Annotated in this window: 15 protein-coding genes and 1 pseudogene; 14 read left to right on the top strand and 2 right to left on the bottom strand. The window is 60.1% G+C overall.

Annotated features, from left to right (window positions below; genetic code table 11):
- Nucleotides 1-1,323: 1,323 nt before the first annotated feature.
- From WKC72_RS41025 to WKC72_RS41085, 13 genes and pseudogenes are all read left to right on the top strand, one after another.
- Nucleotides 1,324-3,081 carry an FAD-dependent monooxygenase gene (locus WKC72_RS41025; protein ID WP_370185012.1) on the top strand — a complete coding sequence of 586 codons (1,758 nt, stop codon included), beginning with the start codon at nt 1,324-1,326 and terminating at the stop codon, nt 3,079-3,081.
- Nucleotides 3,082-3,164: 83 nt separating this feature from the next.
- A complete protein-coding gene (locus WKC72_RS41030; RefSeq protein WP_370185014.1) occupies nt 3,165-4,289 on the top strand; it encodes an LLM class flavin-dependent oxidoreductase in 1,125 nt (374 codons plus the stop codon).
- A gap of 148 nt (nt 4,290-4,437) precedes the next feature.
- Nucleotides 4,438-5,430: a VOC family protein gene (locus WKC72_RS41035; RefSeq protein WP_009476136.1), complete on the top strand. Its 993-nt coding sequence runs from the start codon at nt 4,438-4,440 to the stop codon at nt 5,428-5,430.
- A gap of 38 nt (nt 5,431-5,468) precedes the next feature.
- Complete coding sequence (locus WKC72_RS41040; protein WP_009476135.1) at nt 5,469-6,239, top strand: 3-oxoacid CoA-transferase subunit A; 771 nt, start codon at nt 5,469-5,471, stop codon at nt 6,237-6,239.
- Nucleotides 6,214-6,852: a 3-oxoacid CoA-transferase subunit B gene (locus WKC72_RS41045; protein ID WP_370185016.1), complete on the top strand. Its 639-nt coding sequence runs from the start codon at nt 6,214-6,216 to the stop codon at nt 6,850-6,852. The genes WKC72_RS41040 and WKC72_RS41045 overlap by 26 nt, the downstream gene beginning before the upstream one ends.
- Before the next feature lie 123 nt (nt 6,853-6,975).
- Nucleotides 6,976-8,481 carry a 3,4-dihydroxy-2-butanone-4-phosphate synthase gene (locus WKC72_RS41050; protein WP_370185018.1) on the top strand — a complete coding sequence of 502 codons (1,506 nt, stop codon included), beginning with the start codon at nt 6,976-6,978 and terminating at the stop codon, nt 8,479-8,481.
- Between the two features lie 103 nt (nt 8,482-8,584).
- Complete coding sequence (locus WKC72_RS41055; RefSeq protein ID WP_051033713.1) at nt 8,585-9,598, top strand: LysR family transcriptional regulator; 1,014 nt, start codon at nt 8,585-8,587, stop codon at nt 9,596-9,598.
- A 358-nt stretch (nt 9,599-9,956) separates the two neighbouring features.
- Nucleotides 9,957-10,505, top strand: coding sequence for a flavin reductase family protein (locus WKC72_RS41060; protein WP_370185020.1), 549 nt, complete (start codon nt 9,957-9,959; stop codon nt 10,503-10,505).
- Between the two features lie 129 nt (nt 10,506-10,634).
- Nucleotides 10,635-11,777 (top strand): LLM class flavin-dependent oxidoreductase, encoded by a 1,143-nt coding sequence (locus WKC72_RS41065; protein ID WP_370185021.1) that lies wholly within the window; start codon nt 10,635-10,637, stop codon nt 11,775-11,777.
- Between the two features lie 59 nt (nt 11,778-11,836).
- A complete protein-coding gene (locus WKC72_RS41070; protein WP_370185022.1) occupies nt 11,837-12,688 on the top strand; it encodes an alpha/beta fold hydrolase in 852 nt (283 codons plus the stop codon).
- A 991-nt stretch (nt 12,689-13,679) separates the two neighbouring features.
- Nucleotides 13,680-14,344 (top strand): annotated as a pseudogene (locus WKC72_RS41075) (IS701 family transposase); the annotation flags it as partial.
- Between the two features lie 159 nt (nt 14,345-14,503).
- Entirely contained in the window at nt 14,504-15,241 is a 738-nt protein-coding gene (locus tag WKC72_RS41080) for a glucose 1-dehydrogenase (protein WP_370185024.1), read from the top strand.
- A gap of 602 nt (nt 15,242-15,843) precedes the next feature.
- Entirely contained in the window at nt 15,844-16,851 is a 1,008-nt protein-coding gene (locus tag WKC72_RS41085; protein WP_370185026.1) for an NADP-dependent oxidoreductase, read from the top strand.
- 1,567 nt (nt 16,852-18,418) lie between these two features.
- On the opposite strand, the gene WKC72_RS41090 is transcribed toward WKC72_RS41085, so the two are convergent.
- Nucleotides 18,419-19,489 (bottom strand): MBL fold metallo-hydrolase, encoded by a 1,071-nt coding sequence (locus WKC72_RS41090; protein ID WP_370185028.1) that lies wholly within the window; start codon nt 19,487-19,489, stop codon nt 18,419-18,421.
- A 965-nt stretch (nt 19,490-20,454) separates the two neighbouring features.
- A complete protein-coding gene (locus WKC72_RS41095; protein WP_370185547.1) occupies nt 20,455-20,883 on the bottom strand; it encodes a nuclear transport factor 2 family protein in 429 nt (142 codons plus the stop codon).
- Nucleotides 20,884-21,285: 402 nt separating this feature from the next.
- On the opposite strand from WKC72_RS41095, the gene WKC72_RS41100 reads away from it, so the two are divergent.
- A complete protein-coding gene (locus WKC72_RS41100) occupies nt 21,286-22,737 on the top strand; it encodes an MFS transporter (protein WP_370185030.1) in 1,452 nt (483 codons plus the stop codon).
- Nucleotides 22,738-22,755: the final 18 nt, after the last annotated feature.

Raw genomic sequence — 22,755 nt, forward strand, 5'->3', positions numbered from 1 at the left:
CGCACGCAGGCCGAGTGATTCGAATGCGTGCGAACTGAAGAAGGTACTGCCGGTTTTCGATCTGACACGATTGCAAGTCCGCGATCCATATCGGACGTCCGCCGTGGACGGGTCCCAGCCGTACTCGGATTCGTTAGCCCAACACGACCTGTCGTCGTAGACGGCGAGGAGATCACGGATCGGACTGTCGACAGCGTCTCTTCGATGTACCGGATCACACTCGGAGTCCGAGGCTCGCGTCCTCGGCCAGGCGGTGGCCGGCCGGCGTACTGGTCGACTCGCTACAACCGCGAGAAGCTCTTCCCGGCTCGGGTGTCCGGTCCCGCGCGGCGCTGTTGTTCACTTCGTCGAGGACGATCGCCGGATCGTTGTCACCGAGTTCGAGCGTGAGCCTTGGTGTCTGCGGCGCAGGTCATTACGTCGAGCGATGGCGGTGCGTACGGTGAAGCCCTGCCTTGCTTTCGCACCGGCAATGAGGACCGTCCCGACGTCGCGGTTGCCGTGGACGACGTTGATTACGCCGTCCGTACTTCGCCTCAAACTACCCGCGAACGTAGTAACCTGTTGTTTCGGGTCGAATCGTTGCCCGAACGCGTGGCGCTGCACCAATCTCGACCTGCAGTGGGCGTTGCTGGAATGCACTGGGTGGACCCGGCGTCGGTCCTGGTGCTCGCTGACGAGTCGGATGCCGCGACCTATATCTCGGCCCCGCCATGCGTAAGTCCGACCGCGATCTGCCGGTTGCGGCGACGTGGGCAACTTGCCACCACCGTGAGGCGAACTCAGCCCCGCCCGTCCGGGGGTTCTGTGTCGACGCATATCTCGGCGCGTACCAGATGCGCTGGTCCTGGTCGTCGAGGTTGTCCAACAGCACGGTGATGTGTCCCCACGGCAGTTGGCCAACGGGTTGTTGCCCAGTTGCGGACCGCGGTCATGGCGGCGCGCATTTCAGGTTGCTGCGGGACAGGCCGCGCAGCATCTGGGGAAACGCCGATCGCAGGTCGGCGGCGTCGATGACCTGACTCCCCACCCTTGGGTTTGCTGGCGTTCGGCTATTGCGTTCCCGAAGTCCAGTGCGACTACCGCGCCGCAATCGTCTTGAACGTCATCACTACGTGGTTCATGCAGTTATCAATCGTGCTCTGGTGAGTCTCAGGCGATTGCACCCGCGATATGAAATCACGACCTAGTCACAACCGCCGTGACATGTGAGTCTGCTAACAGTCGCAAAGCGGGGCGCAACTGGCAACGACGATTCGACGGGGCCGTTCACGCGCCGGAATTCGAACCGCATGTCATTCAGGAAATCTGGGAGCTGATCCGATGCAAGAAGTCAATGTGCCTGTTTTGATCGTCGGGGCGGGACCATCTGGCCTGACCACTGCGTTGGCGCTTCGCCAGTACGGGATCGAATGCTTGCTCGTCGAGAAGTACGCTGGCACCGCTCACACCCCGCGGGCTCACATCGTCAATCAGCGGACGGTAGAGATCATGCGTCACCTGGGAGTCGATGACCGCCTCATCGAGATCTCGACTCCGCCCGCGTTGATGCGCAACAATCTGTGGATCACGACGCTCGCAGCCCCCGAGGTCGGGCGTCTCGAAGCTTGGGGCACCGGCAACGAACGCGCCGGGGAGTACGCTGCTGCGAGCCCGAGCCCGATGCTCAACTGCCCCCAGACCATATTGGAACCACTCCTGTTGGAGAGTGTGCGCGACGCGGACTGCGATGTACGCATGCGTCACGAGTTCGAATCGTACGAAGAAGACGAGCACGGTGTCGTCAGTATCGTAAAGGACCTTGAAACCGGCGAGACCCTTCGTATTCGATCGCAGTTCCTGATCGGAGCGGACGGCGCAAGAGCCACGGTGCTCTCTCAGGCCGGGCTCGCGGTTGCGGGAGAAGCTGGAATCGCACATGCCTTGAACATCTGGTTTCGCGCAGATCTGACCCAGTACCTCGCGCATCGGCCAGGGGTACTCGCGTGGAATCTCGCTCCGGGGCCCCTTCCGACGGGACGATTGGGCACCTTGATCTGCCATCGTCCGTTCACGGAATTCGTCTTGGTCATCAACTATGACCCGGAAGCCGAGGATTCGACTGCGTTCGATGATGAAGCGCTGATCTCACGGGTGCGCGCACTCATCGGCGAGGATGGTGTCGATGTGGAGATCTTGGGAAGCGCACCGTGGATTGTCAGCGGTCAGGTGGCTCCCACGTATTCGGCGGGCCGCGCTTTCAGCATGGGAGACTCGGTGCACCGGCATCCGCCCGCCAACGGCCTGGGTCTCAACATGTCGGTCGCGGATGCCTTCAATTTGGCGTGGAAGATGGCCCTGGTGCTGAAGGGGCAAGCCGGTCCCGAGCTGCTGAATACGTACTCCTCGGAACGTCAGCCCGTCGGCGCAGCTGGGGTGGCGCGTGCACTGCAGAGTCGAAGAGAATTCGCGGCGGTGTCGGATGCGCTCGGATACGAGCCTGGTCAGAGTGTCGAGGAAGGCCAGAGTCGTCTCGATGAACTCACCGAACCGGGCCCGGTCGGTGATCAGCGTCGAGAATCGCTCCGCAAGGCCATCGAGCAAACGAACTACCAGTTCAATGCTCACGGCGTAGAACTGGGATATCGCTACAAGTGTGGTGCGATCGTTGATGATGCGCTGCCGGAAGATCACCCCTCTTCTGACCCCGACCTCTATTTTCGTCCGACGACCCAACCGGGAGCACGCCTTCCGCACGCTCGCCTGGGCCGTGGCACCAGGGAATGCTCGACGCTCGATCTCGTGGAGGGCACCCGTCTCTGCCTGCTCACGGGTTTCGGCGGTGAAGACTGGTTCGAGGCTGCTGCGGCAGCAAGTGCTGCGTCAGGAATCGAGATCGACGTACATGTGATCGGCCAGCATGATGGATTCCGAGATCTGTACGGCGAGTGGGCCAGTCGGCGGGAAGTCGGCGAGAGCGGATGCGTGCTTGTACGTCCCGATCGTCACGTCGCCTGGCGGTCTGACAGCTATCCGGCCGACGCAGCAGAAACTCTCACGGACGTCGTCGGCCGAATCCTCTTTCGTGAAAATGTGGGATGACTCCGCCATCGTCACCCGCAGGGTGATTCTCTAGCCGCAACGACCAAACGCACCAACCACATCAACGAACAAGGGAGACAAATGTGAAACTCGGACTGTTCTTCGCGCCGGCCCACCCCCCAGAGCGTACACAGGAACTCGGCGGCTACAAGCGAATGTTCGATTGGGACATCTCGGTCATCAAGCACGCCGACACCCTCGGATACGAGGAAATCTGGTACGGCGAGCACTTCACTCACCTCTGGGAGCCTGTCCCTTCGCCGGACCTCATTCTCCAGACCGCCGCACGGGAGACCACGAACATCAAGCTCGGCGCCGGCACGTTCCTGCCGCCACTTCACCACCCCGCCGAGCTCGCATCACGCATCTCCTATCAGGATCAATTGTTCGAGGGCCGCTATATGGTGGGGTTCGGCGCCGGATCCGTGCCGACCGACCTGAAAATGTTCAACATCGACATGGCCGCCGGCGAGCACCGCGATATGAATCGCGAGGCAGTGGAAATCATCGTCAAGTACTGGACCGAAGAGGGCCCATGGCGGTACGAAGGCAAATACTGGACGTGTGAGAAGATCGCACCGGACGCCTTCGGTCCGGTTCCAGGCACGCTCGGCCATCATCTTCGTCCATTCCAGGACCCGCACCCTCCCATTGCGATCTCCGGCTTGAGCCCGAACTCACCGTCACTGGAACTGGCCGGAGAGATGGGATACCTCCCGATTTCACTCAACATGAACAATCGATTCATGGCCGGGCACTGGGAAACCGTTGAACGGGGTGCGCGGAAGTCTGGTCGCACTGCGAACCGGGATGATTGGAGAATCGCACGCGAGGTATTCGTCGCAGATACCGACGAAGAGGCCATCGATCACGTGCGCAGCGGCTTCTATGGCCGTTTCTACCGCGACCAGTTGCTGCCGGTGTTCAAGAATCTCGGCGGCATCGCGGACAACTGGAAGCACGACGACTCGGTGACCTACGACGAGCTCACACTCGACTATCTAATCGAGCATATGTTCGTCGTCGGATCGGTTGAAACGGTCACCCAGAAGATCCTGGACATGCAACGAGACTCTGGTGGTTTCGGGACGCTTCTAGTGGAAGCCATGGACTATGAGGACGACAAGGACGCGTGGTTCCGCTCTCTTGAGCTACTAGCCAAAGAGGTTGCGCCACGGGTGAAGGACGCGGCTTCTGCTGCAGTATAGCGGCATCTGGTAACCCACTAGCCTGCTCGGCGCAGACGCCCGGCGACTTTCGTCCACGAAGCGAATCCCCGCCGGCGGTGTTCCCCGCCTAACCCCAGGATTTCGGCTGCCCGCTGTGCGGCATCCACTATGAGAACTGAGAAAGACAATGACATTCAGCAATCAAATCGACAACACCTACCCCGAACCCAATTTCGATGTCGCGCAGCTGGCAAGCGTGGAGATGTTCTCGCCCAAGGTTGACGAAACCATCTGGTTCTTCACAGAGCTACTCGGAATGTCGGTGTCGGACCGCGACGGCGACTCCGTCTACCTTCGTGCATATGAGGACTGGTATCACCATTCGTTGAAGGTCACCTATCGCCGGGAGCCCGGGATCGGGAGAACCACCTGGCGGAGCAGTTCCCCACAGGCACTCGGCCGGCGCGTTGATGCCCTCGAGGCGAGCGGTGTGCCCCTCCGATGGAGGGACGGTGACCTCGGACAGGGGCCGACCGTCGACTTCAGGTCGCCGTCCGGTCATGCGCATTCGATTCTGTGGGACGTCGAGTATTACGAAGCACCCAGTGATCAAGCGTCGAGGCTGCTCAGCCGCCCCCAGAAGCGCCCTTTGAAGGGTGTCCCCGTCCGGCGACTCGATCACGTCAACCACTTGGTCGACAATGTCACCGAGAACCGTGAATTCTTGCGGGACACACTGGGATTCCGACTGCGCGAGAACATCGTGGTCGGCGGACGGGAGGCCGCGGCTTGGATGAGCGTGAGTCCGCTTGTCCACGAGATCGCCAATCTCGCCGATCGTACGGGTAAGTCGGCGGACGGAAAGGGGAGCCTGCACCATCTCGCATTCTGGTACGGCTTCCCCCAGCATTTGCTCGATGCCGCGGACATGTTCACTGATCACGGCCTCACCATCGACATCGGACCCGGCAAGCATGGTGCGACGCAGGCCCAGTTCCTGTACGTCTTTGAGCCTGGTGGAAACCGTATCGAGCTGTTCGGCGACACCGGCTACCTGATCTTCGATCCGGCCTGGAAGCCGCTCACCTGGACCGAGGAGAACCTGGACAAGTCGCTCATCTGGTATGGGTCGCCGATGGCACGAGAGTTCACCATTTTCAGTGGCTCCGGACAGAGGTAAGTCCATGCGATGGAACACGTCGGCCCCTGAGGTGTGTTGTGATATCGAAGATTAGATCGGATATCCGCGAAGCGGTCGCGGCCGTCTCTGATGGCTCGACTGTCATGATCGGTGGATTCGGTCGCGGAGGCCAGCCGGTTGAACTGATCAACGCACTTATCGAACACGGAGCCGATGATCTCACGATAGTGAGTAACAACGCCGGTAGCGGCGACACTGGGATCGCGGCTCTCCTCGCGGCGGGCCGTGTCCGAAAAGTGATCTGCTCCTTCCCGCGGCAGAGCGATTCGTGGGTGTTCGATCGCCTGTATCGAGCGGGTGAGGTCGAGCTCGAACTCGTTCCGCAAGGAAACCTCGCGGAACGAATTCGTGCGGCCGGCGCCGGTATCGGCGCCTTCTTCACGCCCACGGGCGTCGGTACGGCCCTTGCGTCGGGTAAGGAACACCGCACACTTAACGGGCGCGAATACATACTGGAACACCCACTGTTCGCGGATGTGGCGCTCATCAGTGCGCTACGGGGTGACCGATTCGGCAATTTGATCTACCGCAAGACTGGCCGGAACTTCGGTCCCATCATGGCTACGGCCGCCACTACGACGATCGCTCAAGTCGATATGTGCGTCGACCTCGGTGAGCTCAATCCCGAGGCCATCATCACTCCCGGAATATTTGTCGACTGTGTGGTGCCGGTCGGGGAGCGCTTGTGGCTGGCAAACGGGAAATTCATCGGTGGCACCGACGCGGCCGGAACGCCGACGCCGGTCGTGAGGAGGGATTTGGATGACAAGACTACTCAGCCGTGCTGAAGTGGCAGCCAAAATCGCCCGGGATGTTCCCGAAGGAGCCGTCGTCAATCTGGGTATCGGTGCACCGACGCTCATCGCCGGTTTCATCCCCTCTGATCGAGAGGTAGTGCTGCACACCGAGAACGGTATGCTAGGGATGGGCCCGGAACCCTTATCCGATCTCATCGATCCCGATCTCATCAACGCGGGGAAACAGCCCGTGACCGAACGTCCGGGTGCAGCCTATTTTCACCATGCGGATTCGTTCGCGATGATGCGTGGCGGTCACCTCGACCTGTGTGTGCTCGGCGCGTTTCAGGTTTCGGAACACGGCGATCTGGCCAATTGGTCGACAGGGGAGTCTGGCTCAGTGCCTGCGGTCGGCGGTGCGATGGACCTTGCACGTGGTGCGAAGAAGGTCTACGTCATGACTGATCTCTTCACGAAATCCGGTGAGCCGAAACTTGTCGCGTCGTGCACATATCCATTGACCGCCGCACGCTGCGTCGAAAGGGTTTACACCGATCACGCGGTATTCGACGTGACGGCCGTCGGATTTCGGATTCGAGAGACGTTCGGCGGCGTCACCGTATCCGACCTTGAGGATAGAACGGGGTTGACGCTGCACGACTGATGTGGCGACAGGTGCTGCGCGCGGCCGTCCGCTCGATGGTCCTTCTGCGCCCCGAGACGCAGCTCGGCACCGGAACAAAGTGCAGAGACGAACCTCGTTCGCTCAGAAAGGACCTTAGAGGTCATGATCCAAATCGGGCGCCGTAGCGGCGCGCTCGACCGTGTCGATGCAGCAACGAGTGCGCTGGCGGCCGGCCACAGCATCGTGCTCGTCGACGACCGCATCGACGAAGGCGCCATCATCTACTCTGCAGCCATGGCAACGGTCGAGAACACCGCCTTCGCCATCCGACACTCTTCGGGATTCCTGTGCGTCGCTTTGCCTGAATCCGATTGTCTCAGACTTGAGCTCGTGCATATGGCAGGAGCGGTATCTGCGGAGACCACGTCCATGGTGGTTACCGTCGACGCTCGAGCCGGGATCACAACCGGAATTTCCGCGGCCGATCGCGCAGCCACAGTGCGAGCTCTGGCAGACCCGATCAGTGTCCCTGAGGATTTCACCAGACCAGGTCATGTCGTTCCTGTTCGGGTACCGACCGGTCACCGCGAGCGGCGACCCTCTCTGCCGTGTGCAGCGCTCGAGCTGTCCAGGATGGGTGGCCAACACTCCGGCGCTGTCTATGCCGAACTCGTCTCCCCCGAAAACCCCGTCCAGATGGCCGACCGTCGAGAACTCGTGCAGTTCGCCGAACGCCACAGCATGCAGTGGGTCACCATCGACGACCTTGCCGCACACCTGCACCTCCGCAACAAAGACCTGGTGACCACACCGCTGCGCCGCATCAACACCACGCACGGGAACTTCGGCATCATCGATTTCCATGACACCCGCACCGGGGTCACACACAGCGCACTGATCGCCGGCACCGTCACCCCGGGAAAACCGCTACCGATTAGAATCCACCACGGCTGCGACACCGGCGACACTTTCGGTTCGACCGATTGTGGTTGTGCGACTGACCTTGACGCTGCCATGGCGCGCTTGGCCGCGGACGGATCCGGCGCACTCCTCTACCTTCGCGGTACCGACCCCCACGCTGTAACCCCGGGGCGTACCTTCGTTCCGGACCCGGCCACCAGCCGGATGGTTCACCGCCTGGGAATGATGCCGCTCGATGTCACCACCCGCCCGTCGTCGCGGCCGCAGCGCGCCAGCTCACCGACGACGGGAGGGGGTGAGGTAGCCGGTACGGAGCTGCCTCCGCTGCTTTTTGTGGTGCAAGGTATCACCGACCCGCCGCGCCGAGATCCAGACTCCTCCGCGCCGGCCGTGCGACTCAGCAGCGACGATGTCCCCAGCGCTGACACCGCGGGCGTCTGGGCAGGATGGCTCGACCGACAGGACGGGAGACGACACCTCGCCGTCGTCTCGATCGGCGGCTCCCATGGTCCGGGTCGTGACGCCACATTCCTCTCGGCTCACCTAGTCGATTCAGGGGACGAGCTCCCGAATGAGCTCGTGACCGTCTGGTTGGGCGCCAAGTTGCACGGACACCGCAGCATCCAATCGACGTCGACAACTGCCGAGGACGCCACACTGCGCACCGACATCGGGGCGACCTTGCAGTGGGCACACGCCACATCCGCTCGGGGGCCATCGCTGCAGAGCCCGGAAGGAGCGGCTTAGTAAAGGCTGCCAGAAGCGCTGTCGACCGCACGGCGTGATCACGCCGTGGAATCGAATTCCACTATGTTCCAGGAAGTTTGCATTTTCTGCGGATACGTTGGAAGTGCGACAGCTCCATGTTACTCTCTCCACCAGCGTCCGAGCCCTCAGCGAGCTGAGGCACTCGATCGCACGCACGGAAGAGGACTCCGACATGGATCTCAGAAAGCTCGAATACGTGGTTGCGGTGGCCGAGGAGGGTGGGTTTCGGCCGGCGGCGAGGCGGTTGTACACCGCTCAACCCCCGTTGTCCGCGGCGATCCGGCAGCTGGAGGCTGAACTTCGAGTGACGCTCTTCGAGCGGAGCACAAGGGGCGTTGTCCCGACGGACGCAGGTTGGGAGCTAGTGCGACGCGCGCGGGAGATTCTCGCGCAGGTCGACGCGGCCCGCGATGCGATGAAGTTCGGCGCTGGTGTGCCCAGAACAGTCCTCAAGATCGCAGTCCTGAATGGTGAATTCGTAGCGGGTGAACTGACGGCCCCGATTCTCATGGACCTGCAGGCCGGCTTGGAGAATACGGAGGTGGTCCTGCACGAGACCACATTCGCCGATCAGGTCGAGTCGTTGCGTAGCGGTGAAGTTGATATCGCCTTCGTTCGCCCTCCGGTCGGCGCCTCGGACCTGGCGTTGGTGCCGATAGCACAGGAGCCACGGTGCCTTGTCGTGGGGCAGCAGCACCCGTTGGCCGAGGCTGGCCAGGTCAGCGCTGAAGAAGTATTGAAGCTGCGAATGCTCGGTCTGGACGCTCCACCCGAGTGGGCGAGGGAGTGGCAACTCGACGATCTTCGGGGAAGCTCGCTTCTCGACAAGTCGATGGGGCACGTGCGCACGGTGTTGGGCGCTCAACTGGCGCTGACGACGACTGACGCCGCGATCACGATGTCGCAGTCGACGATGCGACTCGCACCATCCGGCGTTGTTCGGGGACTGATTGTCGAAGGACTGTTGCCGTCGGTGTTCGCCGTTGCGCAGCGCAAATCCGATACGCGACGGTTGGTCCGGGACGCGATCGACGTAATCGCAGCTTCCGCCGACAAGCACATCAATCTGCTCCCTGGAGGAGAACTCCTGATCTAGGTAGCCGGGCACCGCTCGCTCTGCAGACGATGTGGCCGGGGGCATCGTAGGCAACAGGTCGGCCGGTGCGCATAGACGCACCCTAGACAGTGTGTCCTAGCGTTCACCGTGCTAGCGGTTCACGTCATCGTGATACCGCATCGGTTGCAGAGCGATACCACAGTTATGTCTAGCCCTTTCGGTCGGCCCATGTGATCCTGATCATGTCGGTACGGGATATTGCCAGTCGTCGGTCAGAAGAATTTGATCTGTACGGCTCAGGGTGACGCACTGACAATTCTTCTCCCTGTCGCGAAGATCAACATCCAAGCACGGCGCATATCAACTGCAGGTACGTGCGGAAGCAAGGAATCAAGCAATGACAATCACAGCATTAGCGAAGACTACAACTTCGACTTCGAAGGTGACCACTTGCAGTGATGACCCGGCGCTTATTCGCGAGACGTTCGGCCGGTTCCCCTCCGGTGTGGTAGTGGTGGCGACCGAACATAATCTGCAAAAGCACGCTCTGGTGGCGTCGTCGTTCATGGTGGGAGTTTCACTAGATCCGTGTTTGGTGGCGGTCGCCGTGCAACGATCCTCCAAGACGTGGCCGTTGGTGAGGAGCGGCAAAACGCTTGGCGTGTCTGTTTTCAGCCGAGGGCAGGGACCTCTTACCCGACAGTTCGCGGGCAAGAACCGGGCCGCTCGATTCGACGAAGTCGCGGTAGAGGTCGCTGACTCGGGAGCGGTCTTCATAGAAGATGCCGCCCTGTGGCTCGAGTGTGTCGTGCACGACGAAGTCGAAGCCGGTGACCACTGGATGATTCTTCTGGAGACAAAGAAGATGGGTTTCTCCGGTGAGGATCCACTTGTCTGGCACAGGGCGCAATTTCGGGACCTCGTAGCCGCCGCCACAAGCGAGTAATTCAGGCCCTCGTCCCCGCCTCCCGCTACCCGGAGCGGAGATGCCGGGCAAAGCGACGAGCGTACGTCTCAGTCGGTAATCGCCCACACGATCAAAGCCTTTCACTTCTGAATGCACAAGGAGAACAGTATGAAGCTTGGAATGTTTCTGATGACGAACCACCGGCCGTCGCAATCGATGTCCCCCGGCGGGTACAAAAAGGGTTTCGAATGGGACCTCGAGATGATCAAGACGGGCGACCGGCTCGGATACTCGGAGGCATGGGTAGGAGAGCATTTCACGAATCTCTGGGAACCTCTCCCCTCGCCCGATCTACTGATCCAGGCGGCGATCACGGAGACTGAGAACATCGTTCTCGCTGCGGGCGCACACGTTCCCGGCTTCCACCATCCAGCGGAGCTGGCGGCTCGCATCGCCTACCAAGATCAGCTGCTTGAGGGCCGCTACATGATCGGGATCGGCTCGGGTGGAACGCCGACAGATGCGCAGATGTTCGACATCGACATGTCAACCGGCGAGCATCGGCGGAGGGCAGCCGAGGGTCTGGAGATCATGAAGAAGTATTGGACGGACGAAGGCCCATGGCGTTTCGAGGGTGAGTTCTGGACCTGTGAAAAGGTGGCCTCGGAGGCTTTTCCCTCGGTCCCAGGAACGCTCGGTCACCACCTGCTGCCGTACCAGCGTCCCCATCCGCCGATCGCTGTTGCTGGGCTCAGCGCTAACTCCGCCACACTTAAGTGGGCCGGCGAAGAAGGTCTCCTGCCGATCTCGAAGGGTATGAACACTCGATTCATGGCAGGCCAGTGGGAGACATATCGGGCCGCAGCTGAGAGCCGGGGCCGCGTGGCTGACCGTAACGACTGGAGGATCTCGCGGGAAGTCATCGTTGCGGACACTGACGATGAAGCACTCAGCCTTGCGCGAGAGGGCTATTTTGCTGAGTTCCAGAATGGGTTCTTGCTTCCCATTTTCAAGTTTCTCGGATTCAGTGAGAGTTGGAAGCACGATGAGGCAGTGAAATCCGAGGATATCGATATGGAGTACCTGCTGAAGCATCAGTTCCTTGTCGGCTCAGTCGCTACAGTGACCGAGCAGCTCATCCAGATGCAGGAAGAGACAGGCGGATTCGGCACGCTGCTGTTGGAATGCGTTGACTACGAGGACCAGAAAGATCTCTGGATCCGTTCGATGCAATTGATGTCCGAGGACGTGGTGCCGGCAGTGAACGCCGCGCTCGCCAAAAAGGGATCACCCGTCGGGGCGACTATTTGAACCCAGCGCGACTCCCTCTCCTCCAAACTCCCAAAGCACGACGACCATGAGGTGTTCGAATGACAGCGTCAATGCTCGAGAAGCGGTCAGAGCAATATGTCACCGTATCGACCGGTGATATCCGCTACCACGACATCGGTAACGGGCCGGTCCTGGTTCTCCTTCACGGAAGTGGTCCCGGTGCGACAGCGTGGAGCAACTTCGGATCAAACATCGAAGTCCTGTCGAAGCGGTTCCGAGTTTTGGGAATTGACATGCCGGGTTGGGGTGGATCCCACGCGGTGAGAGTGCGAGAACGGGACCATGCGGCCACGCTTCTTGAGGTTCTCGACGCGCTCGAGATAGGGCGTGTTGCTGTCGTGGGCAACTCGATGGGGGCGGTCACTGCGCTTGCATTCGCAGCGCGGCATCCCGAGCGCGTGACGCACGTGGTGACGATGGGGGCGGCGATGGTTGGGCAGCAGATGATATTCGGACCGGCAGACGGTCCGACCGAGGGACTGAAGGTGCTGTTCCAGGCATACCGCGATCCCTCTCCGCGGAATATGATGCGGCTGGTTGATGTGATGACCTTCGACTCGAGTGGCAACTCGGAGGAAGTGGCAGTCGAGCGCTCGACCAACACTCTGATGTATCCCGAGCATCGCGAGAACTTCGTCGCCGATCTGGACGAGCACCTCCCCATCATTCTAAAGCCTGCGACTCTAAGCGAGATCGCAGGAATCAAGGTGCCAGTCCTTTTGCTTCACGGCAGAGATGATCGAGTGTTAAGCGTCGAGAATTCGCTGCGACTGGTATCGACTATCAAAGATGCACGACTGGTCATCATCAACCGGTGCGGGCACTGGGTGCAGCTCGAACACTCAGATGAGTTCAATCGGATCGTGACGTCCTTTATCGAGGGGACATAAGCGCGTCCGAGCACTCGGTCATGATCGGGAGAGATCGACGTCAGATGGGTGGACTCCTCGTCGGGTCAGTAAGGACAAGTGGAGAGTTTGGCTCTATTGTTCTCACGTCGTCGGTGGCTGGACTCCGCCCATGCGCGAGGGTTGCGCACTATGTCGCCGCCCGGCATTCGGGTAGATGAAGATGTCGCGACTGTGTCTGCAGCACATAGTATTCGGCCGATCGCTGTTACTTCTACTCAGGTCGATGCGGAGATGGTCCAGAATTCACAGATATCCGAACTGTTCTCATCTGACATTGAGAGTCCAACCAAGGATGATTTCGCTCGTTCGACTGGAGAGACGTTGCCTATTCCATGAGTGGAATCAGTCGACGTCAGCAATGCAGCGCTCTTCCTTGCCTCGGACCAGTCGCATTACGTTACAGGGGTGGCACTTCCTATCGGCGGTGGGGCATCGATCAAGTAGTCATCGCACGTGCAACGCTTGCTCTCTAGTCTCGCGGGGCATAGGCAACCCTGACGGTCACGGCGAGAGCGACTGGCACTCCGCAAATTTCCCTCGGTACGGCAAGGGCCACCCCAAGAATCAACTTTCAAGGCTTACATAATCCCGATGAGATGTGAGAATTCCCATGAGCTCGCGTGAGTATCGCAAATGGCGCCAGAGGTGTGGTGCCGCTTCGATCGAAGCCAACCACAAGCACAACCATACCGACACCGAGACCGAACACCTCATCGAGTTCGCGAGCAGGTGGGCACCATTTGGGGGCGCTCCCGCGCAGGAAATCCTTGTGAACTTCGGAATGACAACGCACCGGTTTATCGAGCGATTGTGGCAGGTCATCCCCGAATCAAACTGTGTCCAAGAACAAATACGCAGTTTAGCGAGCGCATACCCGCACAACCGCCGAACCAACGGCCCAGGCGGATGACGGTCCGGCGGGTTCCAAAAACTTGCGGACGGGGGTTAGTACTGCAACGGCACTGGTTGGGTGGTTGTCGATCTGGTTGCTGCCGAATTGGAAGCGTTGCAAGAGCGGATCTCCGGTCGGTTCGTTCCGTCGGAGCCGCGGACCCGGGTGCGGGAGTATGTTGCGGGTCTGGAACGCAAGAACGGGTGGACCCTCGCCGAGCGTGCCGGCGAGGTGAGCCCGAACGGGATGTAACGTTTGCTGCGGCAGTCGGACTGGGACGTCGACGGGGTCCGTGACGATGTCCGTGATTATGCAGTCGAACGGCTCGGCGATATGGCCGGCGTGCAGCGCCAGTATTCGGGCACCGCCGGGCGGGTGGAAAATTGTCAGACCGGGTGTTACTCGCCTATGCAAGCGCGGCCGGCCACGCGTTGATCGACCGGAATCTCTACCGCCCCGAATAGTGGACCGCCGACCGAGAACGCTGCCGCGTCGCTGGCAGCGGAGACAATGTCGAGTTCGCGACCAAACCCGTGCTGGCACAGCACATGATGCAACGCGCGCTCGACGCGAAGGTCCCGTTCTCCTGGCTCACCGCGGACGAGGCCGACGGTCAGGTCAAGTACCTCCGGGTCTGTCTCGAGGAACGCGATACTTCCCACGTGCTGGCCACCCGCCGCAGCGACGACGTGTACACCCCGGACGGGCGCACCGGCTGCGCCGGCGAGATCGTCGCCCCGGTTTCCGGGGAAGCGGGGAATCTCAACATGGTGAGAAGACAATGACTAGGTTGCGAAACTGTAGCGCGGTGCAATCTTCTAAGGATCGCAACCAAGCGCCAGGGCGGCGACACAAAACATAGGATCTGTTCGTTTGGTTCGTCACGATGAGAGGTGCATTTCATGGGTCGGTTGAGTGGCAAGGTCGCGGTAGTCACAGGTGGCTCACGCGGCATGGGCGCATCGCATGTGCGTTTCATGGTGAGAGAAGGAGCCATGGTGGTGTTCAGCGACCTCCTTGAGGCTGAGGGCAAGGCACTGGCAGACGAGCTGGGTAAGAATGTCGCATTCGTACCGCAGGATGTGACCAAGGCCGATGACTGGGGAGTGGTGATCCGCACCACCGAGGAGCGCTTCGGTCACGTGAACGTCCTGGTCAACAACGCGGGCATCGCGCCGGCCGGATCGTTCGAAGAAACCACCGAGGAGCAGTTTCGCCGAACCTTGGACATCAACCTCATCGGTACGTGGCTGGGAATCAAGTCCGCCCTCGCCTCGATGCGCGCAGCAGGCGGGGGATCAATCATCAACATCTCGTCCGCAGCCGGGATTATCGGAAACATGAACTATGCGGCGTATACATCGTCTAAGTTCGGCGTGCGGGGGCTGACGAAAGCCGCCGCCGCCGAACTTGGACGCGACGGAATCCGGGTGAACTCCGTCCACCCCGGCATGATCGCCACCACGATGCTCGAGGGCACTCCCAACGATCTGCTTGCACGTGTGGTGGAAGGCATCCCACTCGGTCGAGTTGCTCAGCCTGAAGAGGTCTCGAACCTCGTGCTCTTCCTTGCCTCAGACGAGTCAAGTTACTCGACAGGTTCGGAGTTCATCGTAGATGCGGGCGTCACCGCTATCTGAGGTACCGACGGCAGAAACTGACAATAAGAGCTAGCTGCATTCCTCGGTGTGCACCCCGGACAATCCGCCGACGCCATTTCGGGGCCGACTCGGATGTTGGTTGTCGCCAAACAGTGAACATGCAGGTATCAGTGAGAAATATTTCGCAGCGTCGGGTACGGACCGGCATTTTTTAGGGAAGGCCGGATTCAAAGCCAATCCTGCTCGCATCCTCACTGCCGAAGGTGCCAATACTCTTGAGAAGCAGTCAATTACATACAGATTCATCGCTGAACAGATCGAGAAAGTTCAATCATTCTTCGGGGTGTATTGCTGAGCGAGGCGATAGCTTGGCGCGCCCACGTTGGAAGACCGGTAATCTGAGTTGGCCCGATGTAACGTGCGAGTCTGCGCATACGTACACGGCGCCATCGGCAGCGCAGAGTCCATCGTTACGCGAGCGATGTTTCGCGGTGTCCACCAGCTAAGGCATCTTTATGAGACTTCGAGCACGAATAGTCTCTAGAATTAGAGTTAATTGATTCCGAATAATTCGGACAGTCCGATGTCAACTACCGAATTCCGAGATTTATTTCCTTTGAGGAATAGCTTGTGAGGACAGAATGACACTGCGTAAGAATCGAAAAGCCGTACTCGCATCCCGCCCACTCGGATTACCGAATCGAGGGAATTTCAGAATCATTGATGACATAGTTGGCGAGCTTGGGCCGGGGCAAGCTCTAGTCGAGAACCAATACTTATCTGTTGATCCAGCGATGCGTGGCTGGGTTAGCGATGAGTCGAACTATGCCGATCCAGTTGCCATTGGTGCTGTGATGCGCGCATCTGCCGTGGGCCGAATAGTTTCAAGCCGATCGACTCGTCTGAAACTCGGAGAGATTGTCGTCGGAAGGTTTGGATGGCAGGAGTATGCCATTGTGGACGACATGACCGAAGTAAGAGTTGTCAGCGGGTCTTACCCTCCTTCTCTCGCACTCGGCGCGTTGGGTGCCAATGGAGTCACTGCCTGGCTAGGGTTTATGAATATCGGGCAACCAAAACGCGGTGATATGGTCGTTGTGTCCACCGCTGCTGGAGCAGTCGGGTCTCTCGTTGGCCAACTTGCACGCCTGGCCGGATGCCGCACGATCGGCATCGTGGGTAGCGATGAAAAAGCAGACATTTGCCTGAACGAGTTCGGGTACGACGTAGCAATTAACTACAAATCGGATACGTTTCTCGATCATCTTGAAGACGCATGCGCTGATGGAGTTGATATATATTTCGATAACACATCGGGTCGAATTAGCGACGCTGTCATGGGCTATCTAAACAAAAATGCTAGGATAATCGTATGCGGTACAGCGGCGATTGAATCCTGGGATCCCTTACCTACTGGTCCTAGGATTCATCGGCAGCTGCTGACAAAGCGTGCGCGGATGGAAGGATTCCTGTTGCAAGATCACAGTCACGAATTCGATAGCGTAGTTGACCATCTTACTACTCTTGTGGATAGCGGTGCGCTAAAATACAGAGAACATGTTTTGGTAGGCATTGAGCGTGCGCCTGAAGCTCTTGAACTGCTCTTGAAAGGTGGCAACCTCGGGAAGACGATTATCCAAGTCGATTGAAACAAGGTTATGATGGACCGCGTAAAATTGCGCATGTGAGTGCGCCCGACGCACGGAAATCGGTTGCCATGGATTCGATGGCGACGCTCAATACAATTCTCAGGAACGCGGACAGTTGCGTGATGATGAGGGAACCTACCGGCATTTTCCGGTGGGTTCCTGACCGGAAAATGCTGGAGGTGAGTGGCGGGGATAGCAACCGGCGTAGCGGCGGATTGTGGCGGTCATCGCTACAGCAGTCGGTCCATTTCTTCGATGGGTGTGCGAAGGCCTAGCCGTTTCCGGTGGCGCTGATTGAGTTGCCGTGACACGTTCCAGGTCCGCTTCGAGTGCACAGTCAGGTCCGTGCCTGGGGGGAAGTGCTGACGGAGAATGCCGTCGTATTCTCGTTGTTCCGCGCTGCCATGGTGAGCGTGGATCACAGAAGTAGATGTCGATGCCGGTGGCCGCGCTGACGCTCTTCCAGTCCCGCATCTCCGAACCCTGGTCCCACGTCAGGGTCCGGCGCAGGTTGGCGGGCAGCGTCTCGAGGTGTTCGGACAACCCGGCGCGGTGTGCTCGGGCTTGTATTCGCCGCCGGGCAGATGAACGAGCGTGCCGGTGCCCGTCGAACGTTCGACGAGTGTGCAGATCGCGCCCAGATTCCGCTTGCCGACAATGCGATTTGTCTCCCAAGGTCCATGAGCAGAACGGGCGTTCACGTCTTTGGGGCGGTCGGCGATATTGCCAATGTCGGGGTCCAGTTCTTGCGCTGGCCGACCTTCCGACTGGGTCGGCGCAGCCGTCGTCCAGTCCGCAGCGATCGGGGTGAGGGTGTGTTCGAGTCCGCCGCGGACGGTTGGTAGAGCGATTGGCAAATGGTCTGGGTGCTCACCCGCATCTGTGGATCGTCGATGACATCCACGCTCGAGCTGGACATGGCCGCCCCATCGATAAACTGATCGAGCGAGCAATCCACCTGCACGGTGGCCGTGAAGTGGTTGAGGCCGGTGCAATCAGGGTGCTTGAGGCACTGGAATAGTCTGCCGTTGCCCGCTCAGCGATCGGCTAGCGGCACAGTGCTGTGGCGCCCCGATGCGGCAGTCGGAGCACAATCGATCGAACCCGGAAAGTATCGGCGGCTTGCACACCGAATCCGTACGGGTTAGTCATGTCTTATGACCGAGAACCCAGGAACCCGCGCGGGTCTGAATGTCGGCGACGAGGTCAAGGTTCATGCTGAGGGAACCTCGGTGTTCACGACGACAGCCCGGCCTACCCCGTCCTGAGCCGGGTCGCCGCCGATCAGTGGCGGCAGGTCTTCGACGACTGGAACCACCTCGCCCCGTGGCGTCAGACGCGGCGCTCAGAGTTTTGCGGATGCACTCGGATTGGTGACACCAACGAACCAGGCCACACCGCTTTTCCACCGCGCTCCTTTGCGGTGCCCGGTCGGTTTTGCGGGCAGCACTGTTTTACCCACGGACCGCTCACCCGCACCTACTCGATAGAGCAGAGAGCACGAAGTCCGCAGTGACCTAACGCGGCGGGTTCGCGATCTGGGGAGCGAATTGCGCCCTTTGCGGTGTCAGGTCTGGCTGACCTGCACTTCGTTGTCGGTGATCTGGAAGCTCATTAGATCTTGGCCGACGGTCAGCGGTCCGTCGTAGCTTTCCCGGGTCCGTTCGATGAGGGTCTCGTCAGGGATGCCGGGCACGCGTCCGGGGATTCCGTTGACGATGTGGCTGTATACCGCCATCTCCGGGCGGGTCTTGGCGAAGATCTCGCCCGCCTGCCGCGGATTGGTGTGGTGGGCGTAGACGTTCGGCAGCGCCGACGGGTCTTGGAAGTCGGCGACTTCGTGGATCAGGACGTCGACGCCGGTGCCGTAACGGATCACGTTGTCCACTGGCACGGTGTCACCGCTGATGAGTACCGATTTGCCGGCGTAGTCGACGCGGTAGCCAACGGCTGGTTTGATGGCGTTCTTCGGATCGTGTTGCACCGTGAACATGGTCACCGCGACACCGTCGCGATCGAAAATCACTCGGTCACCTTCGAATTCGTGGGAGACGATCGGTGTCGTGGCAGGGTCGACGTCCGCGTCCGCGACGCGGACGTCGATGTCGTTGCGGAACGTCTGCACGAGTCCGTCGCCAATGTTCTTCACACCGGCCGGTCCGTATATATCGAAGGCGCCCTCGCGTCCGCCGAGTGCGGGGATGTATCCGCTCAGCCACATGTCAGCGAGGCCATTGACGTGGTCGGAATGGAAGTGCGTCAGGAAGACTCCGTCGATCTGTCCGAGCGGGACGCCGGCCTGAGTCAACCGGGTGGTCGCGCCGCGTCCTGCGTCGAAGACGAGATTCAGTCCGTTGGCCTGGACGAGGGTGGACATGCCGAACCGGGTGATGCTGGGCACTGGGCTACCGGTTCCCAGCAAGGTCACCCGCATCTCGTTGGCGCTCGGCGGCGTCGATGCTGGGTGCTGGCTGTGTCCTTCGTCGGCGGTCGCCGCGACCCCGGACGCGGACGCCTCCGGGGTGCCCTCGTCGGCGGGTTGGGAAGATGCACAACCCGCGCTCAGAACGCACAGAGCACCTGCGAGAGCAACTATCGCGCCGCGGGTGCCGGCAGAGGTACGTGGAACCGGCTTCATTGTTCGCCTTTCGAAGCATGACCATAGAGCTGAACATGGATCCGCATACCGACCCTTACGCAATGCGTACAGTGAAACCACTATGCGTACACTATGATGTTGGGGTAACCACAGAAAAGTCAATCCTAGGTCCGGGTCACACTCCCGGGGATGACGGCGATGGCGTTCAGCGGTCGGTGTTCGACGCCAAATCGAGAGATGGGCCGGCGCTCTCTGATCGTGCAATTTCACGTCATTGTGCAATCCAATTGTCTTCTGTGGGTTGGCGCTGATCGTTCAGAAGTCGTTGGAAGGCTTCCACCACAGCGATGCCGGCCCCGCGCTCCGTGACGTGCGGCGAGTTCGTTCACGCGCGAGACGTTCCGTTCGCCCAGTGTTCGGCGGCGTCCCCGATTCGGGCCGAATCATGGGAGACGCACGGCGTTGCCCTGGTCCTGCAGATTCTTCAGTGTTTTGAACCCTGCTTCGTTCTTTCCGCCGCCGGCACCGTTGAAGGCGATGAAGGCGGTTCGAATCGGAGCACATGTTCGGCGGCGCTCACTCCACCGTGGGAGGCGGAGACGACTGCTCCGTTCCTCTCGGCTCGGGCAGGAAGGACACGGAGTCCGCTAGGAGCATGGTATGGCCGGCGCAGTCGACGGTCGTACGTTGGTGAGTGGTAGGTGCCATGCTCTGATCGCCCACTACAGCGCACGCAGCGCCTTCTCGTCGGTCTTTCGAAGGGCGTCATCGGAATCCCGTCGACGACCCCGACAACCTTCGGTGATTTGTATCCCTCAAGGAGGCAGGTCTCCCTGCAGTCGCCTCTACTGAGCTCGCCGGCATGTTCATGGTCGACAGGACATTCAGCCGTCCAGTCCGAACGACCATCTACGAGTTCGGAACCGCGAGAATAGGTGCCACACCGAGAGATTTAGCCACGCCTCCGAGTGGTGCCGTCGCGTCTATCACAGACTGCCGTTGCATCAGTACGAGGCCAGCTCGGACAGTGTTCCCTCGGTATAGGTGATGCGGGCGAATTGCCAGATGCCGTTCTCCTTGCGGAGTCGGCAGTCGTAGGTCGCGCCGTAGATGTTTCGGTCGAGGGTCTGCCGGGACACGCCGTAGGGCAGAAGGCGATAGACCTGCAGGACTGCCTTGTCTCCTATGACCTCGATCCGGTAGTCACCCATCACGTGGTGGAGGTAGGGCCGTCCGGTTCGGAAGAGCTGCAGGGTGCTCAAGAATTCCCGGCGTCCGTGCAGTTCCCCGAATGGGAAGATGTTCGTCGTCAGGTCCTCGGTGAAGATGTCCCTCAATAGGCTCAGATCCCACTGATCCACTGCCCACGTATACCGGGTGAACGCGTAGAGGACCTGGTCCTCGTCCGAGCCGACATCGTCGGGGTGAGGAATCCTGTGCTAGGGCGCGTCCAGCCCGCTGACGGTCCTGGGAGGGACCGTGCCTGGGTCCCATCCAGGGAAGTGCGGGGCCTACAATCACCACCGCGGCCACACCGCACTCGGCGGCCAACCACCCGCCACCCGCATACCCAACCTCTCAGGTCAGTACAACTAGAGCCCTATTCGTGTAGCCGCTCAGGGAGATCGCTTGTTCTACTTCACTTGAGCGAACGCCTACCTGTTGCGGGTTGAGGCAACATATTGTAACGTCTGCTTGCATGCTAGCAGGCTTTACAATGTTGAGGGCCTGGATGTGAATTGGCGCGCAAGTCGCGCGGTAGACCAACCGTCCCCGGTTATCGCCAGCAAGGATTCCTTTTAGGCGGTTCCGGGGTGCGTGACCCAGGTGAACCGATGGGTGTTCATCCGGATTCCAACGTAGTGCCGCTCAGGATTCGGCGGCTCCTTAGTGCGCACTGGAAGGGCACCATGAAAAATATCGAAACAAAAGTCGGAACGAATACGGTTGCGGCCCAATTGGATCGTATGCCCATCGGGCGCACCCATCGGATGGTCGTCGTCGCGATAGGTCTGGGGCTCTTCTTCGAGCTGTATGAGATATTTCTGTCCGGCACCATCAGTGTTGCGCTACAGAATGAATGGGGTGTCGAAGGTACGCAGCTGAAGCTGTTCCTCGCCTCGACGTTCGTCGGCATGTTCTTCGGTGCCGCCTTCATGGGCAGTCTGGCGGACCGGTTCGGCCGGAAGAATGCCTTCGTATTCAACCTCGTCTGGTTCTCGGTGTGGTCACTACTCGCGGCGTTCTCGCCGAATGCGTGGTTTCTCATCATTGCCCGATTCTTCGCTGGTGTGGGCATCGGGGCGGAGTATCCGGTGGCCGACGCCTACCTCTCCGATGTGCTGCCGAAGGATAAGCGCGGAAAACTCGCGACAATTGCGTACACCTGCGCGTGTATTGCGATTCCGCTCTTGGGTTTCCTGTCGATGTTCCTGATCGAGCGGATGCCGTTCGGTATCGACGGGTGGCGCTGGCTGCTCGGCCTCGGCGCGGTGGGCGCAATCATCGTTCTGGTGTTGCGCCGCAACCTTCCGGAGTCGCCGCGCTGGCTCGCAGCCACCGGTCGGCATGAGGAGGCCGAGCGTACGTTGCGGATCTTCGCGGCGGGTTCGGGGGTTGAGGTTGCGCCCGTGGATCGTATCGGGGCCGTTACAGTCGAGGAGAAGGGGACGGCGGCGCAGGCGTGGCAACTGCTGCGGAAACGCCCCTATTCCGGTCGATTCACGATGATGTCGGTTTTCCACCTCATGCAGACGTTCGGATACTACGGATTCGGGACCATGGCGGCGATGGTTCTGGTTAGTCGCGGTTTCGATGTCACTTCATCGCTGTTGTTCGTGGCCCTCAGTTACATCGGCTACCCGGTCGGATCGGCGATCTCGGTGCCCCTGGTGTCCAAGTTCGAGCGGAGAACGATGCTGGTGGTGTCGCTGTTGGCGCTGGCGGTTTCCGGATTGCTGTTCGCTACTGCAACTTCGGCAGTAGGTATCGTGGTGTTCGGCTTCCTGGTCACCATGCTCGGGAATGTCTACTCGAATATCTACCACGTCTACCAGGCCGAGATCTTTCCCACGCAGATCCGCGGGACGGCGGTCGGTACGACGTACTCGCTGTCGAGGCTCACGAGCGCGGCGCTACCGTTCATTCTCATTCCGGTCCTGGACGGAGTCGGGGCAACTGCGATGTTCGTGGTGATCACGGCCGCGATCCTGGTGGCCGCGACGGCGATCCGATTCATGGGGCCGCGGACGAACAATCGGAGTCTTGAGGAGTTGAATCCGGTCTAATGCATTCGTAGGCCGGAG

The sequence above is a fragment of the Rhodococcus wratislaviensis genome (assembly GCF_041228765.1).
GTDB classification, from domain to species: domain Bacteria; phylum Actinomycetota; class Actinomycetes; order Mycobacteriales; family Mycobacteriaceae; genus Rhodococcus_F; species Rhodococcus_F wratislaviensis.

Coding starts and splice junctions, on each gene's coding strand:
- WKC72_RS41070 (WP_370185022.1), top strand. CDS start 11,837: ATGACAGCGTCAATGCTCGAGAAGCGGTCAGAGCAATATGTCACCGTA.
- WKC72_RS41090 (WP_370185028.1), bottom strand. CDS start 19,489: ATGAAGCCGGTTCCACGTACCTCTGCCGGCACCCGCGGCGCGATAGTT.
- WKC72_RS41065 (WP_370185021.1), top strand. CDS start 10,635: ATGAAGCTTGGAATGTTTCTGATGACGAACCACCGGCCGTCGCAATCG.
- WKC72_RS41035 (WP_009476136.1), top strand. CDS start 4,438: ATGACATTCAGCAATCAAATCGACAACACCTACCCCGAACCCAATTTC.
- WKC72_RS41045 (WP_370185016.1), top strand. CDS start 6,214: ATGACAAGACTACTCAGCCGTGCTGAAGTGGCAGCCAAAATCGCCCGG.
- WKC72_RS41050 (WP_370185018.1), top strand. CDS start 6,976: ATGATCCAAATCGGGCGCCGTAGCGGCGCGCTCGACCGTGTCGATGCA.
- WKC72_RS41085 (WP_370185026.1), top strand. CDS start 15,844: ATGACACTGCGTAAGAATCGAAAAGCCGTACTCGCATCCCGCCCACTC.
- WKC72_RS41100 (WP_370185030.1), top strand. CDS start 21,286: ATGGGTGTTCATCCGGATTCCAACGTAGTGCCGCTCAGGATTCGGCGG.
- WKC72_RS41080 (WP_370185024.1), top strand. CDS start 14,504: ATGGGTCGGTTGAGTGGCAAGGTCGCGGTAGTCACAGGTGGCTCACGC.
- WKC72_RS41025 (WP_370185012.1), top strand. CDS start 1,324: ATGCAAGAAGTCAATGTGCCTGTTTTGATCGTCGGGGCGGGACCATCT.
- WKC72_RS41060 (WP_370185020.1), top strand. CDS start 9,957: ATGACAATCACAGCATTAGCGAAGACTACAACTTCGACTTCGAAGGTG.